Annotated in this window: 12 protein-coding genes; 2 read left to right on the forward strand and 10 right to left on the reverse strand. The window is 47.7% G+C overall.

Features of this window, described 5'->3' with window-relative positions; all coding sequences use genetic code 11:
- Window positions 1-3: 3 nt before the first annotated feature.
- The 6 genes from JI735_RS28870 to JI735_RS28895 all read right to left on the reverse strand — a co-directional run bounded on the left by JI735_RS28870 (window position 4) and on the right by JI735_RS28895 (window position 8,217).
- Window positions 4-1,593 (reverse strand): extracellular solute-binding protein, encoded by a 1,590-nt coding sequence (locus JI735_RS28870; protein ID WP_233476097.1) that lies wholly within the window; start codon window positions 1,591-1,593, stop codon window positions 4-6.
- Window positions 1,594-1,867: 274 nt separating this feature from the next.
- The gene (locus JI735_RS28875) at window positions 1,868-3,238 is read right to left on the reverse strand and encodes an extracellular solute-binding protein (protein WP_039837712.1); all 1,371 of its coding nucleotides are present in this window, start codon (window positions 3,236-3,238) and stop codon (window positions 1,868-1,870) included.
- Between the two features lie 217 nt (window positions 3,239-3,455).
- Window positions 3,456-5,390: an FtsX-like permease family protein gene (locus JI735_RS28880; protein WP_039837713.1), complete on the reverse strand. Its 1,935-nt coding sequence runs from the start codon at window positions 5,388-5,390 to the stop codon at window positions 3,456-3,458.
- Complete coding sequence (locus JI735_RS28885; RefSeq protein WP_039837714.1) at window positions 5,387-6,139, reverse strand: ABC transporter ATP-binding protein; 753 nt, start codon at window positions 6,137-6,139, stop codon at window positions 5,387-5,389. The genes JI735_RS28880 and JI735_RS28885 overlap by 4 nt, the downstream gene beginning before the upstream one ends.
- Window positions 6,140-6,526: 387 nt before the next feature.
- Window positions 6,527-7,531 (reverse strand): sensor histidine kinase, encoded by a 1,005-nt coding sequence (locus tag JI735_RS28890; RefSeq protein ID WP_039837715.1) that lies wholly within the window; start codon window positions 7,529-7,531, stop codon window positions 6,527-6,529.
- A complete protein-coding gene (locus JI735_RS28895) occupies window positions 7,528-8,217 on the reverse strand; it encodes a response regulator transcription factor (RefSeq protein WP_039837716.1) in 690 nt (229 codons plus the stop codon). Before JI735_RS28895 ends, JI735_RS28890 begins: the two co-directional genes overlap by 4 nt.
- Before the next feature lie 323 nt (window positions 8,218-8,540).
- Between JI735_RS28895 and JI735_RS28900 the strand changes: the two genes are divergently transcribed.
- Together JI735_RS28900 and JI735_RS28905 are read left to right on the forward strand one after the other, a co-directional pair.
- Complete coding sequence (locus JI735_RS28900; RefSeq protein WP_233476098.1) at window positions 8,541-10,427, forward strand: LTA synthase family protein; 1,887 nt, start codon at window positions 8,541-8,543, stop codon at window positions 10,425-10,427.
- 218 nt (window positions 10,428-10,645) lie between these two features.
- Window positions 10,646-11,977, forward strand: coding sequence for a hypothetical protein (locus tag JI735_RS28905; RefSeq protein ID WP_039837718.1), 1,332 nt, complete (start codon window positions 10,646-10,648; stop codon window positions 11,975-11,977).
- A 111-nt stretch (window positions 11,978-12,088) separates the two neighbouring features.
- Here the strand turns inward: JI735_RS28905 and JI735_RS28910 are convergent, their stop codons facing one another.
- The 4 genes from JI735_RS28910 to JI735_RS28925 are packed head-to-tail and all read right to left on the reverse strand — an operon-like array spanning window position 12,089 to window position 15,966.
- On the reverse strand, window positions 12,089-13,198 hold the full coding sequence (locus tag JI735_RS28910) for a GerAB/ArcD/ProY family transporter (protein WP_039837719.1): 1,110 nt from the start codon (window positions 13,196-13,198) through the stop codon (window positions 12,089-12,091).
- Between the two features lie 27 nt (window positions 13,199-13,225).
- Window positions 13,226-14,146, reverse strand: a complete 921-nt coding sequence (locus tag JI735_RS28915; RefSeq protein ID WP_233476099.1) for a Ger(x)C family spore germination protein — start codon at window positions 14,144-14,146, stop codon at window positions 13,226-13,228.
- Complete coding sequence (locus JI735_RS28920) at window positions 14,143-14,403, reverse strand: Ger(x)C family spore germination protein (RefSeq protein WP_202676667.1); 261 nt, start codon at window positions 14,401-14,403, stop codon at window positions 14,143-14,145. Before JI735_RS28920 ends, JI735_RS28915 begins: the two co-directional genes overlap by 4 nt.
- Before the next feature lie 9 nt (window positions 14,404-14,412).
- Complete coding sequence (locus JI735_RS28925) at window positions 14,413-15,966, reverse strand: spore germination protein (RefSeq protein WP_202676668.1); 1,554 nt, start codon at window positions 15,964-15,966, stop codon at window positions 14,413-14,415.
- Window positions 15,967-16,290: the final 324 nt, after the last annotated feature.

Here is a 16,290-nt window from a genome sequence, read left to right on the forward strand (position 1 = left end):
CTTTTATTTGGACTCATCGTATCTTTTTTGGGCTTCATTGTAGATCGACATCAGTTCCTCCACGCCGCTACGGCTCAATTTGGTTTGGAAATCCGCCCACTGGGCTTCTCCATAACCCGCATCAAGGATATATTTCGCATTAAATTCCTCGGCGGATTTTTGCAGTGAGGTCTGCAGCTCGGCGATCTTGGAGGTTTCCTCGTCGGTAAAATTAAGGATCGGATCAAGCGGCTCGAAACGATCCGCCTTCACGATTTTATCCTGGGCTTCCTGCTCTTTTTCCGAGAAACGATAGTAAATGCTCCGGTGGTCCGGTCTCAGGTACGCTCCTTCCAGCCACATCGCATAACGGTCCTCCAGCACGGTGATATCCACAAGCGGAAGATCCTTCAGTTCAGGGTATACCGGAAATCCGTCCTCTCCCCATTCGAAGTTAACCCCCTCCACACCGATGGTCATAAGTTCGCTTCCGGATGGACTGGTCAGGTAGTCGAGCAGTTTGAGCGAGGCTTCCGTATTTTTGTTTTTGGCCACGGCGACGCTGAAATCCGAAACCTCAGGCAGCGTTCTGACATTGCCGGTCGGTCCGACGGGATTGGCATACCTGAGGTCATAGTCCGGATTCTGCTCTTTGATCTGGTTGTAAAAGAGATCAAGGCGGCCGATCCAGTCAAACGTGACAAACGATTTGTCTGTCGTCATCTTGGTGGTCCAGGAGTCCTGGGTATCCGTCAAAAATTCCGGGTCCAGCAGTTTTTCGTTGTACAGCTTTTTCATGAAATCGAGCATGTCCTTATGCGCTTGCTGGACTGCGGCGTACTTCCAGGTGCCGTCTTTTTCATCGTAATAGGCCGGGTACTGATCCGTGTTGCCGAGTCCCCAGCCGAAGGCCCAATCCCGGAAAATATTGGCCAGGCTTTTTGACGCGTACGGGTAAGAATCGGGGTAAGCTGCTTTTACTTTTTTCAGAGCTTCGTAAAACTCGTCGGTGTTCGTCCATTCTTTAATGCCAAGTTCATCAAAGATATCTTTTCTGAACATGAATCCGTGATTCACTTTGCGGTTCAGATTATATATCGGCCAGGTGTATATATCGCCGGCTTCATCGCCAAAGGATTTGAGGACCCAGTCGTTTTCTTCCATATACAGCTTTTTGAAGTTAGGGAGCTGATCGGCGTATTTATTGATGGCAACCACGCCGTTTTGTTTACCGATTTTTTTGAGTTCGGCCGGTTTTAACCCTGTAAAAATGTCGGGAAGCTTGCCGGAGGCGACAATGACTTTTAATTTGTCCTGATAGGTTTGCGGGGAATAGGTCTGAAAATCCACTTTAATGCCGGTCCGCTTCTCAAGCTCCTGGACCACCAGCTTGCCCGGACCGAGATCTTTGGCATTGCTGGGCAGCATGTAAGTAATAGTGGTCGGTTTATCTACCAGCGGCAGGGTCAAAGTGCCCGTATCTCCGTATTGTCCGGGCTCCTGTGAAGGCAGGGCGGCAGAACCGCCTTTGTCCGTACTGCTGCCGCATGCGGCAAGAATCGAGGAAAAAAGAGTGGCCGCAAGCACGATGGAAATCCTTTTTTTCAGCATCATTAAACGTTCCTCCTTCATGTAAACTACCAATGAAAACGGATACAGGGTTCCTTAAGAAAAGACGACGAAAACTCTCCCCCTCCACTTCAGGTAAGCCGTTAATTAGCTCCTTATTAACCCTCAGTCATTTGGATCATGTGTGGTTCATATTTTTCAATAAGAAATTATCATACACCACGATATCTGTCAACTGGTTCTTTTGTGGTTCATATAAATTCAAAAAAAGCACTCCCCAATGGCAGTGCTTTTATTGAAGCTGCTATGCGTTTTTTTATCAATTAAGGCTTTTGGCGGGCAGCAGTACTTCAGCAAGTCCCTCTTCATCCGTTAAATAAGACATATATTGCTTCAGGCTTTCTCCGAATCGGATCAGGGTTTCAATGGACATAGACAGGTCGTGGTACGTCGTGTATTTTGAACTGTAGTCACGGTGCAGCTCCAGCCTGGACGGTTTGTTAATCATATCTACGGAAACCGTTTCCGTAATGTATCTGCTCGCAGGTAAACTGTAGGTGTGCTGTCTGATATAGGTCTGCGCCTCATCAGAAGTGAGATAATTCACAAAACAGGCCGCCGGTTCCTTATGCCCCGATTCTGAACTGAGAGCAATGCCTGTGGACAGAAGGAGTGTCTTATCATTCTTAAAATGCGGCAGCTGAGCAATATCAAAGGAAAAATCCGCATTCTTCAGCTCATTCAGCATGTAATACGTGGTGAGCATGACCGATACCTTCTGCTCTCTAAACAATTTCTCAGCTTCGAATTCACCCTGAGCCAGGGCCAGGGGAAATATTCCTTCCTCCGTCACAAGATCCCTGAGCCAGCGCAACCCTTCTGTAGGCAAGCCGGTTCCGTCCTGAGGCGGATTGTAATCAGCCGAAGCCGGATCGTCCTCATTTTGCATCCAGAAAATCGGCCACCGGTTCATGGAAAACAGCTGAAAAGCGATGCTGTAGCGATGAGGCGCCTTAAGCTCCCGGAGCAGCGTTGCCAGCTCATCCCAGCTCCAGCTGCTGTTCGGTTCTCCCAGTCTTTTCTCCTTCAGGTGCTCCTTGTTGTAACACAAAATAACGGGCGAGTACACGAAAGGCTGGGCTGCCACAACCCCCGGTTCCTTCTCAAAATAAGTTGTAAGAAAAGGGTATATATTGTCGTGCCGATCCTGGCCGGCAAACAAATCCAGGGACTTTCTCTCCTTGAATTGGTACATATCCTGCAGGTTGACGGTTAACACATCCACAATCCCCAGCTTGATGAGATTGGCGATGCTGTCTGAACTCACATATGGAAGCTCAATCGTTTCCACATGAATATGCGGATAGTTCTCGTGGAACCGCTTAATCAGTTCCTCCATCCCTGCTTCCTTATACAACGAGGGATATACGCCAAAGCGGATGGTTTCCTTGGCAATAGATTTTGCCACCTGTGTGCCCACCCGGGGAATTTTAATAATCAATCCCTCCTGGACAAGCTCATCCAGAACGTACCTCACGGAATTTTTGCTTAATTTGTACAGCTCTGTCAGTGCCAGCTCGGAAGGCAGGTATTCTCCCGGACTGTAAGCCCCCGAGTTGATTTTTTGCTTCAGATCGGCAGACATATGTCTGGTTTTGGTCTGAAAAGTATGACGATCAATTTTCGCCATGGGCTGTTTCCACCTATCCTTTTTCATCAATTGTGTTATAGCTGTATTGCAATATATTTCCTGAATATTATTTTTTATTATACCAGATATGAACCAAATTTCCACTCTGTGCGTAAATTAGTTCACTTTTAAATCAACTATTCCTGTGGAACAAACGAAAAAGGAGCCGCTGCAAGGCGGGCTCCTCCACTTTTCTTTCCCAATATATGCTTTTTGGTCACAACGACTCGCTAATGACCCGCTTGTAATACAGAACCGACAGGAAGCCAAAAATGGAATACAGCACTGTGTACAGCAGCATGACCATGATCATCGGGGTGAGCATTTCCGTGCCGAAGAAGAACCAGCCGGATTTGACGGCGAAATAGCTGTGGCTCAGGCCAACGACCAGCGGGATGCCAAAATTGAATAATTGCTTGAATTGAATACCGCGCAAGAGATCACCCTGGGTAAAGCCCAGTTTCCGCAGAATGGTGTAGCCTGCCTTTTCTTCCTCCCCCTCATCCATCTGCTTAAAGTACAGAATACAGCCGGAGGTGATCAGGAAGGTCAAACCCAGGAATCCGACTATAAACATAATGAGCCCCATACTCCTCCGCTGGTTCATTTCATATTCATACTGCGAGATGCTCATCTCATCCGGCTTCTGATCCACAAAAATTTGATTTGCGTTTTTTAGCTGCGAACGTTCAGCAAGCTCTATCCCGAAGTAATCTGCTGCTGGCGCTCCCTCAGCACTTTGCAGCTTGGGGTTCACCCCCTGAGCCAGCTCTTCATAAACCGTTTCATCGACCACAAACACTCCGGCGCCTTTGCTGTAATAATAAGGCAAAATCGCTTTCTTGGAGATACCTGTGAGCTGCTGCTTTACCGTACCGTTGCTGCTTTTAAAGCCAATCTCACCAGTTTCCTTCAGAGACATAAGAGTATTCAAAGCACTGTTATATCCCATAAGCCGTGCTTCCCCGGGCTTTAGATCGATCCCCTCCACACTGCTGTCACTGACTACGAGAGTAGAAATGATCGTGTCTTTGAAATCCTTCTCCATAATTTGCGAAGCATCGACTTCCACCGGGACGGGCTGCATATGGACTTCGCTGTATTTGAATTGCGCCTTATCCAGTGCCTGCACAAACCGCTCTTTGGCTTCTACCCGGGCAAACCCGAAGTCGTGAGGTGAGCTTTCCTTGGCTGTCGCCTCCGCCGAATAATACGAGATATAACTAAGTGACAACAGACCGATAGCCAGCGCGGACACGGTAGTAATGATCGTCAGCAGCAGCGCATTTGACTTCATCCGGAACATAATGGACGAGAGCGAGAGCACCTCATTAATGGTGAGGTAGCCCTGTTTACTCTTGCGGATGGCGTTGAACACAAAGCTGACCGAGCCTTTGTAGAACAGGTACGTGCCGATAATAACCAGTCCCAGGATAACTATCATCGAGATCATCAGCCCGGTCATGTCGTTTATTTTTCCGTTGAAGAGCAGGGTCGATAAATAATAACCAGACGCGATACAGCCGATGCCGAGCAGGCCGAAGACAATCTCCCACAGCGGCATTTTCCGGACGCGCTCCTGTGCGGTGGAACTGACCTTGAACAGGGACAGAATGCTCTGTGCTTGAATAAATGTGTAGTTCATCAGCATGATCAGCAGATATATCACGGCAAAGACGATCACGGTCTGCTGCAGCGCATCCAGTGAAAAACGGAGCTTGGCCACGGATTCAATCGCCAGAATTTTGAACAAAATCATCAGAATCAGCCGCGACACCGCAAACCCGGCACCAATCCCAAGGAGCATGGACCCGAAATACAGGATCAGGTTCTCGGCGCTTAACAGCTTGAAGATTTTCCCCTTCGTCAGTCCGATCAGTTGAAACAGCCCGATCTCGCGGCTGCGCCGCTTAATGAAGATCGTATTGGCATACAACAGGAAAATGGCGACTATGGCCACCAGCAGCACCGAAGATGCGCCGATGGAGGCTCCCCCTTTAATCGAACCGGCGACTTCATCCATGGATGGATCATACTTCAGTGTAACAAAAGAGAAATACAGTGCCACCCCGAAGACCAGCGCGAAGACGTACAGATAATAGTTTTTGATGTTTTTCCGCAGATTGCGCAGGATAATATAGTTCAGGCTCATTGCTGGACACCGCCCAATACACTCTGGGTCTTCATAATATCGTTGAAAAAGGACTGCCGTGCTTCATCGCCTTTATTCAGCTGCGTATAAATTTGACCGTCGCGGATAAACACTACCCGGCTGCAATAGCTGGCAGCAATCGCATCATGGGTGACCATCACAATCGTGGCCTGGTGTTTCGTATTCATGTCGGCAAGCTTGTTCAATAGGTCGGAGGCAGACTTGGAATCAAGCGCACCGGTAGGCTCATCTGCAAAAATAATGCTCGGATCATGGATAAACGCCCGTGCCGCAGAGGTCCGCTGTTTCTGTCCGCCGGAGATTTCCGCCGGGTATTTATCTTTCAATTCGTAGATCCCCAGCTCGCCTGCCACCTGCTCGAACTTCTGGTGGGCTTCTTTCTTGGATATGCCGGTGATCGAGAGCGGCAGCAGCACATTTTCTTTGACGGTCAAGGTGTCCAGCAGATTATATTCCTGAAAAATAAAGCCCAGATGCCGTTTGCGGAATTCCGCCAGCTGCTTCTCCTTCATCCGCGTAAATTCCTTGCCTTCGATTTCAATCGTTCCCTGACTTACCCGGTCAATGGAGGAAAGGACGTTCAGCAGGGTGGTTTTTCCCGAACCGGAAGCCCCCATAATGCCGACGAACTCGCCTTTGCTGACTTGAAGGTCGATTCCTTTCAGCACTTCCTGCCTGTTGAATTTGTTGCCATACGTTTTATAAATTTTGTTCGCTTCCAGAATCATTGGTGTTCACTCCTAAAGAAATTTCGATCCCTAAAAATTTCGATCCCTCCCAAACCCTCCCTTAGCCAAGGGAGGGCCCCAAGGGCTCCGCCCTCTGGACACCCGGTGAAGTGCAATTAGCGTAGGCGTTCAGACTGGCTGGACTTGGGAATGTGGGGAGCAGGATCGCTTGCCGTCCCTGCGGGACCCGCTTAACTGCAGCGGTACCTGGATAAACCCTTTGATCATCTGATGTTGCACTATGTCTGATCTAAAAAGATTAAGATCAAAACACCTCGATCATCTGATGTTGCACTATGTCTGATCTCTTTAAATCTATCATAAGCGGGTTGCGTTATATTATCCTGCGTTTCGCCGAACAAAACGAAAAGGCATGTGACATTGTTGTCACATGCCCGTAATGCGCAAAAAGTCATTTTTACGCGGAAAAGTCAAGGTAAACGCAGTGCCTTCGCCAAGCATTGAATCTGCATGAATGCCGATCTGCAGCGGCTCCGCCACCTGTTTGGTCAGGTAGAGTCCCATGCCTGTGGCGGCTCCCTCTTGGCGCCCGGTGGTAGAAGTAAAGCCTTTATCATATATCCGCGGTAAATCTTTGGGGTCAATTCCTCTACCATGATCTTCAATGATTAGCACGGTGTGGCCCGCCGTTTCTCTGCTCTGAATGAGAATATCGGAGTTTTCACTATATTTTACGGCATTTGTAAGCAGCTGCCTAAGAATAAACCCAAGCCATTTGCCATCCGTAAGTACCTCTTCGACGGCAAGGTCAACATCAAAACCGATTCTTTTGGGGATACACCAGGATTTCAGCGCCTGAATCTCTTTATTCAGGACGGGTTCAAGCCGGATCATCTCGATATACAGATCGTTGCGCATGAACGGAATCCGTTTCTGATGAAGCTGCTGGTCCAGCAAATGATGAACCCGCAGCCATTCGTACATTAATTTCGGCTTCAGCGTCTCATCCGTCAGCCGTTCGATCATCAGCTGCATGGCCGTAAGCGGAGTTTTGACCTCATGAATCCAGGACAGCAAATCGTCCTTCTCCTGTTCAAGCAGTTGAAAATTTGCTGAGGACTCCCGTCTGTAACGTTCGGTTTGAGCATTTACTGCCTCCTGCACCATCCTTTCGAATGGACTGTTCGCTTCCTTGAAGGTGCTCAGATCATATACCTCGTCCCAAGCGCACATCCGTTGATAAAAACGGGTTTCCTTGTGATACCGGAGAAACACAAAAGCTGTACATACCATGATGTTCAGTCCGACAATGTACAATACGGACAAGAACGGAATGGAAGAATCCACATAAGCCACGAACAAAAAAATGATCTGCAGCCCGGCAAGCAGAAGGAGCCAGCTTAACTTCTCCTTTATGTATTTTCTTATCATACCAGCGCCTCTTCGGTAGCCATATAGCCTTGCCCCACCTTGGTTTCTATATATGCATCCAGACCCAGCGGCTCCAGTTTTTTACGCAGCCGGTTCACATTTACGGTCAGGGTGTTGTCGCTCACAAAATGCTCATTATCCCACAGTTTTCTGATCAGCTCTTCACGCTCAACGATCCGGTCCTTACTCTCCACCAGTATTTTGAGGATTAACATTTCATTCTTCGTCAGCAGGGCAGACCCGCGTTCCCCCGTTATCGTATTCTTCACATATTCAATCGTTGCCCCACGCCATGTCTTCAGCTCGGTCCGCTCGGTGCTGTAGTTATACACCCGGCGCAGCGTGGCCTGGATTTTGGCGATAAGCACTTCGAAATGGAACGGCTTCTGGATAAAGTCATCTGCTCCGAACTGCATCGACATAACCATATCGCTCGGGTGGTCGCGGGAGGACAGAACAATAATCGGCACATTGGAATGCGCGCGCAGGATCCGGCACCAATGGAACCCGTCGAACTGGGGAAGCTGGATGTCAACAATGACCAGTTCAGGCTTCGCCGCCGTAAACTCCTGAAGGACCTTCCCGAAATCGGAAATGCCGTATACCTCATACGACCATTGGGACAACCGCTCCTTAATCTCGCCAAACAGCGTAACATCGTCCTCAATCAGCATTATTTTGAACAATACAGCCACCTCGTTTCAAATCTTCCAGCGCAGATATTGAATCCAGGGTTATTTTAACATAGAAGCTGTAGATTGGGTTAGGCCTCCTTGTTTCGCAATTAACCAATTTGCTGCTGCGGTCCCCGTTGTTCTGCCAAGGAATTCCTGCCATTCCCTCCGCATGTATGTGTATTGTTGCAATATTCTTTTGAAGAGTGATGCTGTAACATATGTTCCACATATTGTAATCGAACAATAGTCATTTATTATGCAAAATCTGGCTCCTAATCTAGTTGATTTTGATCGCTTTCATGTAATAGAATGAACTAATTATATAGAAAAGGATGCGCATAAGAAATGCGGTTGAAGGAACGACGTACACTCAGCAAAAGATCCATACTTTTTTCTCGCTGATCATGCTTGCGAAAAGCTATTTTGCCTGGTATTACTTGTTCGAGGATGGTCCTACCTGGACAACATGGCTGAAAGAAATCCCGTTCATCCTGCTGATATTCTGCCTGATTGAATGGTTCGCCACCAAACGGAAAATCGCTATCTACATGATTGTCAATTTATTGATTACGGTTTTGTTTTTCTCTTTGATTGTCTATCATAATCATTTTGGCATTATTGCCACTTCTCAGGTCATCGGTCAGGCCAAACAGGTTGGAGCGGTGAAGAAAAGCATATTTTCGGTGCTCCACCCGCAGTATATGCTGATTTTTCTGGACATCATTATCATTAGCCTGGTGATGTTCAGCCGGAAAAAGGCCGTCGCCTGGAAAAAAGCCATGTCGCGCCAGAGCAACCGCAAAGCGGTTGCTGCCCTGTTCTGCATTTCCCTGATCATTTGTATGATGAATATTTTCCCGAATCAGGCCAGTATGAATGAAACGGTTCAAGCCGAGCAAATGGGAATTCTTAATTATGAAGCCTACGCCCTGCTTGCAGAGCATAAAGAAGAGCAAATTGAACTCTCCCAAATCACACAAGCTGCCATCGATCAAAAAAAGGGCATTCAGGCGCAATCCAACCCGGCCCTGTTCGGTGCTGCCAAGGGAAAAAATCTGATTATCATTCAAATGGAGTCTTTTCAAAATTTCCTGATTAATCTGTCCATCGATGGACAAGAGATTACTCCTAATATGAACAAGCTGGCCGCAGGAAACTTTTACTTTCCGCGTTTTTACCAGCAGGTCGGTCAAGGCAATACCTCGGATGCGGAATTTATCGTGAACACTTCCTTCTATGTTCCACCGGATGGACCGGCTACCGACATCTATGCTCCCAAGGAGCTTCCCAGCCTGCCCAAGCTGCTGCAGGCGCAAGGGTACGACACGGCAACGTTTCATACCAATGATGTAGACTTCTGGAACCGTGGAGAGCTGTACAAAGCTTTGGGGTTTGACCGTTATTATGACAAATCCTTTTTTGGTGAAGACGATAAGGTATTCTACGGGGCTTCCGATGAAATTCTGTACAAGAAGACATCCGCAGAACTGGCGAGAATGGACCAGAGAAGCCAGCCGTTCTATTCCCACGTGATCTCGATGTCATCGCATAATCCGTTCTCCATTCCCGAAGATAAATACAAGATGGCGCTGCCGGAACGCTTTGAAGGAACGCTTGTCGGAAATTACATTCGTGCCCAGAATTACGCTGACTATGCACTTGGCCAGTTTATCGATGAGCTTAAGCAAAATGGTGTATGGGATAACAGCTTAATCATGTTGTACGGCGATCACCGGGGACTGCCCATTTTCTCCCTCAAGGAAGAGGATCATGTCTTATTGGAGGAAATTCTGAATCATAAATATACGGAACGCGATTTGATTAATATTCCGCTGATCATCGCCTCCCCGGGATTAACGGCGCCTAGCGTGAAGGAACAATTAGGCGGGCAGGTGGATATTTTACCAACGGTATCCAATCTGTTAGGGGTATCCCTTGACAGCCATATTCATTTCGGACAGGATCTGTTGAATCAATCCGCATATAACCTGCTTCCACAGCGCTATTATTTGCCGACAGGCTCATTTGTAAATAATGAAGAGCTTTTTCTGTCCGGCAGCGGATTCAAGGATGGCCAGCATTATACGTTATCCGGTGACGGCACGAAACCTCTGCAAGCTACAGAAGATGAATTCAACCGCGCGCTGGAGCTGCTTCACCTGTCTGACAGCTATGTAACCCAATTGCCTGACAGAGAAGTAAAAGGCGAAGAAAATTAAGTCTCTCTTTTGGCCAAAACAGCAATACATAGCGCAGCAAAGCCCACTTCGTAATCGAGGTGGTTTTTTTATTGTCCAAACGACACCTCTATATTTGTAAATTTAACAAAATATTCAATTATTATAATATAGATGGTAGATTTATCATAAAAAAAGAATAGAATTGATTTGGGAATATTTCCCTTAGTGTTAAAAATAAAACTTGGAGGTGTTTGGTTATGCGAAAGTCAATTTCTGTTATCTCGTCACTGGCCGTCACTATGTTGTTTTCGTCGCAATTAGCATTTGCAGAGGAAGCCCAACTTCCAGCCAACAACATTCTTCCACAAAGCGAAAGTCAAGAAATTGCACAGAAGGCTGATATTAAAGTTATTGATTTGTTGGATCAGAGCAATTCAGTAGATACGGGCCAAAAGGCAATACCATCCCAGCAAGCGGCAAGTCTGCTGCCGCCTCAGCTGCAAGCAGCCAAAAATTATAATTTCTCGCCACGTGATTTCGGTTATTCCGTCGTGCAAACGAGCGATGGCGGCTACGTGTACACCGGCTCAACCACCGTGAATGGAAATGAAGATATCATATTTGCCAAGACAGACGCTGCTCAAACTCTGCAGTGGGCATACGCTTACGGGGGAAAAGGAGCCGAATCTGGAGCTGAAGTGCGGGCAACCAGCGATGGCGGTTATATGATTGCCGGGACAAGCAATGCCAGCGGCTCTTCAGATGTCGTTCTGATCAAGACCGATGCAAGCGGTACGGTTCAATGGTCGAAAACCTACGGAGGGCCGGTCAAGGAAGAGGCCCAGGCTATGGAGCTTGGCACTGACGGTGGATATATCGTTGTCGGCACCAAGGAAAGCAGCAGTAATTCCAACGACGCTTATATGCTGAAGGTAGATACAAACGGCAATATCCAATGGACCCGGACCTTCGGCAAGGATAACCTTGAGGACCGTTTTTACGGGGTGGCTGTGACACCGGATGGCGGTTATGTAGCAGTCGGATATAAAACGGTCTCCGAAATTATTAATCCGGGAACGGCTCAACGGATGTATGGCTTAATGGTGAAAGTAAATGGAAGCGGAAACACTGTATTTGAATCTACGCTGGACCGCTATTCCATGCTGAACGGCGTTGCTGCAACCTCAAGCGGTTATGTGGCAGCCGGGTCCATCAATAATATTGATCTACCCAATAATCCTCAAGTTTATAATATCTTTGTTACCAAAGTCAGTACGTCCGGCAGTCAAAGCTGGAGCCGGCAGTTCCATGCGACCAACGGCGATTTTGCCAATGACATCAAGCTTGCAAAGGATGGCAACTTTGTAGTGACAGGGTTTATTACTCCTGCCGTGTACAAGGAAGATCTGCTGATGTTGAAAATTGACGGCGCCGGAAACACGCAATGGTCGAATACCTATAGTTTTGGCGACACAGGCGAAATAGGCAGAAGCGTCGCAGCTACCAGTGATGGCGGATATGTTGTTACCGGTTCGTATCTGTCCAACAACGATTATGACGTCCTCCTGCTTAAGTTTGGCAGTGATTGATTTTATGAAACTCCATTAGAAAAATTAAGCTGTTAAAAGTAAAAGGGCTGTCCCAAAAGCCATGAAATGGCTGCTTGGGATAGCCCTCTGTTCTCCTCTGAACATACGGTTTTAAGCATGATCCGCAGCAGCCGGCCGTTTCCTTTGTCTCCATTTACCTACTACAAGCAAGAGTAAGGGCAAGCCGAGCATATTCACCGGCATCGCAAACGGCACCCAGTAACGCTGCAAATAATTTGAAGTCGCCTCCGTTACATCTTGGGGAATTAACGCAAATACAAACATAACCGGGGCAATGTACCAAATCAGGTTCCTCCAGTTGCGGACATGCAAAAATTGGGCGGTGCCATAGCTCATCAGGAAGAGCATTACAGCAAATTTGACGAATACGCTGGCGAGCCATATGACGACCGGAATCGCATCGAAATTATCGATAAAGCCGAACAGTGATATTTTTTTGGTCATTTCGAAAAAAGGGTACCACGTGTTAGAGGAAAGATTGACCCCTAAAGTGAAGATCACCATCAGCGTTGTTATCAGTACAAAGAATACCGAGGCCAAGACGGCCCCGAACGTGTACAACGCCCCCTTGCGCTGCTGGGTCAAAAATGCGGCAAACATAAGGTATTCAACAGAATGACCGAGGTAGGAGGCTGGTGCCAGCGCTCCACCCAGTATTCCCGTCATTCCGCTATCCGCATAGACCGGGAGGATGTTCCTCCATTGGATATTGTTGGCGCTAGCGATCAGGACAAGGCCAATCATGAGCAAGATGATCGGCCCCAGAACCTCGCCGCAGCGGGCAATGCCTTCAATTCCGCCTGCGTAGTTTGCATAGACAATCACGAAGATCATCAGAAGCATGACCGCTTCTTTCGGTGTCCCGTGAAGCAGCATGACTTGGACCAAATCGGAGAATTGGCGGAGAATTATCGGAGTAATCGTATACCATTGAACCAAATAAATTACGATTACAGCTTTGCCGATCCATTTTCCAAGAATCAAATGACTGTATTCAAAAAACGTCTGCCCAGGGTATAGCTTTGCGGCTTGCGTCGCCAAGAGTGCGATCAGCGTAGCGATACCTCCGGCAACGATAACGGAAATCCACGCATCCTGTTTTGCCTGTAGGCTTGGGGTGACCGTCATGACCAATGTCATCCCGAGATCCATGATAAGGATGATCCAGAAAACCTGTATACCCTTCAATTTCATCTTCATCGCAAAGAGCCCTCTTCCGGTTGATAGTCAGTCCGTTTTTTCTTTATGTGCGGGGGAGTGCGTTTTGCCCGTTCGTTCAATCTTGATGTGGGCATCGACAGTCACGGGAACCTCAGGAAAAATATCAAGCCATTCATCCTTCATTTTTTTCCAGGCATACGGATACTCGATGTGGACATCCTCTCCGATGCCGAGGATATCCGACTGGAGCACTTTTTGCACATGCGTTAACATGCTCTCTGCCTCGCTTTGAATTTGCTTCGACAACAAGGTTTCGACATGTTTCATATGATTCACTTTGCTCAGGTCCAGCTTCGAATCGTTATCGATCACCCGGACGGTGGCATGTAACGAGACCTTTACTTCGGGGAGGCCATTCTTGATTACCAAGTGCATTTTCATGCCGCTTTGCAGCAGTTCAACACCTACGGCCCCTCCGTATTGTTCGTTCTCAGGTTCCACTTGCACAGTAAACCTCAAATGGTGTCCCCGCCCTGTCCACCAGCGCAATAGTTTTAATTCGTCGGATGACAAGTATCCGGATAGTTGATTTCTATGGTAAACTGCAGCCCGGTCAATCGTGAACGTTTCCTTATCAGTATCTTTATGAATGACCCTTATGGCAGCGGTAACCGGTGATCTGTCTTGTGAGGATAGAGCATTCAAGAATTCGTCGATTTTGACAGGAAAGCTTAATTTGCTGGATTGAATTTTGTTGATACCGATACCCGGAATGAGTTCAAGCTGATAGGGGGTGTTCAAAATTTCTTTGGCTGTCCCTCCATAAGTTGTTAGCACATAACTATTGGAGCGGCTCTCAGGAAATCTGGTAAATGTATCCACTACCTGATTGATACCATGCCGGGCGAATTGTTCTCCGAAAATGATGACGCCTCTATGCCCAAAATAGATGGCACGAGACAATTGCTGCTGCAGTTTCCCTGTCACTTCCGATGAGTTCCTCCCGCTGGCCGAGATGACGATGACTGATTTCTTGCCGCTCCCCCGGACTGTACGGCACTGGGGATTCCCGTTGGAAGGGCGATCTGAAGGGTGATTTCGAGCTGTCCGTCATCTGTAAGATCAATTCCGCTTGCTATAACCAAAGCGAGATCGTCCATTTCATTGCGGTCCCAGCAGCCGGTCGTCAATCCGAGAATAACGAAAATAACCAGGAACCTGAATGTCCGGAGTATTCTGGTCATTTGCTCCTTTCACTCCATTCTTCGCTGTGTTTGCTTTTGACGCCTCCGCATTACCCGCCATGGGGCACGGATCAAAGTATCCGTTAGTCCTGTGGGGTTAAACGGTGCAATTGGTGTCATATAGGGAACACCGAAGGATTTCAGGGTTACCAGATGGATCAAGACGCAAATCAAGCCAATCCCAACTCCATACAGACCGAAGCTTGCAGCGAGAAGCATAAGCGGAAACCGTATAATACTGATCGCCTGGCTCATGCCCGGGTTCGGGATGAGAAAGGAAGCAATACCTGTAACGGATACGACGATGATCTGGGGAGCGGAAATAATACCTGCCTGAACGGCAGCCTGTCCAATGACAAGTGCGCCCACAATGCTGATCGTCTGGCCTACTGGACGGGGAAGGCGGATACCTGCCTCGCGCAGCGCCTCAAAGGTAATTTCCATGATCAATCCTTCCGCTATTGCTGGAAAGGGGACAACTTCCCGCGCCGCTGCAAGGCTGAGGGCCAAGCTTGTCGGGATCATTTCCTGATGGAAGGTCGTGATCGCAATAAATATGGCAGGGAGCGCCATCGCTAAAAAGGCAAACAGATATCTGAGCCATCGTAGCATCGTAACGTATATGAAATTAGTATAATAGTCCTCGGCTGTCTGAAAACCAAACCAGAATGTGATCGGGAGAACGAGCACATTCGGCGAACCGTCAATCAGGACCGCAATTTTACCTTCGATCAGAGAACCTGAAACCAAATCGGGCCGTTGAGTTGCCTGCATCAGGGGAAAGGGTGAATAGGGACGGTCGCTAATCATTTCCTCGATATAGCCGGATTCCAGCACACTGTCCATATCGATGCTGGATATCCGTTTTTTCACCTCTTCAACTACGCTTTGTTCTGCTAGATTTTCAATGTATACAATCATCACGTCAGTCTGGGAAAGCCTTCCTGCAGAGAGCTTCTCCGTCTTTAGCCGGGGCGTCCGGAGCCGATGGCGAATGAGGGCAAGGTTGATGTCGAGTTTCTCGATAAAACCGTATCGCGGACCGCGAATGACTGCCTCCGTTGCCGGTTCCTCAAGCGGACGATGCAGCTTGCCTTTGAGCCCAAAGGAGAACGCCTCCGTGGAGGATTGGGTGAATAGAACGACTTCTCCCCTAACGATGCTTTGAACGACTTCATTCATATTCGCGGCGATACGGGGTTGTACGATGGAAGCCAATTTGAAGTTCAGTATTTCATAGATGTGGGAGGAGCTGCTGCTGGACGCTGCTTCGGGCTGCATCAAAGGCTCCAAGAAACCGTCATCCCAAAGTTGATCGTCAACTAATACATCCAGATAAACGACCATACCCGGAATGGAGCCAAACATATGAAGTTTGCGCACGACTAGATCGGAGCAATTGGCAAACAATTGAGCGAGGGCCGTTTCATTGTCATCCAGTTCGCTGGAAATCTTCAACTCAATTATTTTATCTAATTCTTTCAGTTTGTTTCCGAAAGGATCAGTTACTCTTTTTTCGTTCTCATATGCTCCTCCTATCAAAACATAATCTTCCCCATCCATTATTGGATTATTCGGAATAAAATACCATGAGTTAGAGGCAAGTGAAAACGGCTATGCCGTCCTTAAAAAGGAGCATATGCTTCCGAAGCAGCGATACAGAAATAAATTATTGAATTTCAAAAAAGGGGCTATCCCCTTATGCTTTTTCCAAAGCATTTGAGATAGTCCCTTGGTGGGGCTCCATTAAGGTATATTTTCCCTGCCGCTGTGCATACTTCATGCATAACAAAAGAATGCATATGGAAGGGGTGCAAGAAAAATGAAAGTGCTCGGAAAAGCAGCCGCCTTTTTGCTTATTATCGCTTTATCAGGAGCCGTCCTGTA

It is taken from the genome of Paenibacillus sonchi (assembly GCF_016772475.1).
In the GTDB taxonomy this organism is placed as follows: domain Bacteria; phylum Bacillota; class Bacilli; order Paenibacillales; family Paenibacillaceae; genus Paenibacillus_AQ; species Paenibacillus_AQ sonchi.

What these genes read in the sequence shown, in the direction of transcription:
- JI735_RS28870 (WP_233476097.1), bottom strand. Translation starts at nt 1,593, where the DNA reads ATGATGCTGAAAAAAAGGATTTCCATCGTGCTTGCGGCCACTCTTTTT.
- JI735_RS28875 (WP_039837712.1), bottom strand. Translation starts at nt 3,238, where the DNA reads ATGGCGAAAATTGATCGTCATACTTTTCAGACCAAAACCAGACATATG.
- JI735_RS28880 (WP_039837713.1), bottom strand. Translation starts at nt 5,390, where the DNA reads ATGAGCCTGAACTATATTATCCTGCGCAATCTGCGGAAAAACATCAAA.
- JI735_RS28885 (WP_039837714.1), bottom strand. Translation starts at nt 6,139, where the DNA reads ATGATTCTGGAAGCGAACAAAATTTATAAAACGTATGGCAACAAATTC.
- JI735_RS28890 (WP_039837715.1), bottom strand. Translation starts at nt 7,531, where the DNA reads ATGATAAGAAAATACATAAAGGAGAAGTTAAGCTGGCTCCTTCTGCTT.
- JI735_RS28900 (WP_233476098.1), top strand. Translation starts at nt 8,541, where the DNA reads ATGCGCATAAGAAATGCGGTTGAAGGAACGACGTACACTCAGCAAAAG.
- JI735_RS28905 (WP_039837718.1), top strand. Translation starts at nt 10,646, where the DNA reads ATGCGAAAGTCAATTTCTGTTATCTCGTCACTGGCCGTCACTATGTTG.
- JI735_RS28910 (WP_039837719.1), bottom strand. Translation starts at nt 13,198, where the DNA reads ATGAAGATGAAATTGAAGGGTATACAGGTTTTCTGGATCATCCTTATC.
- JI735_RS28920 (WP_202676667.1), bottom strand. Translation starts at nt 14,403, where the DNA reads ATGACCAGAATACTCCGGACATTCAGGTTCCTGGTTATTTTCGTTATT.
- JI735_RS28925 (WP_202676668.1), bottom strand. Translation starts at nt 15,966, where the DNA reads ATGGATGGGGAAGATTATGTTTTGATAGGAGGAGCATATGAGAACGAA.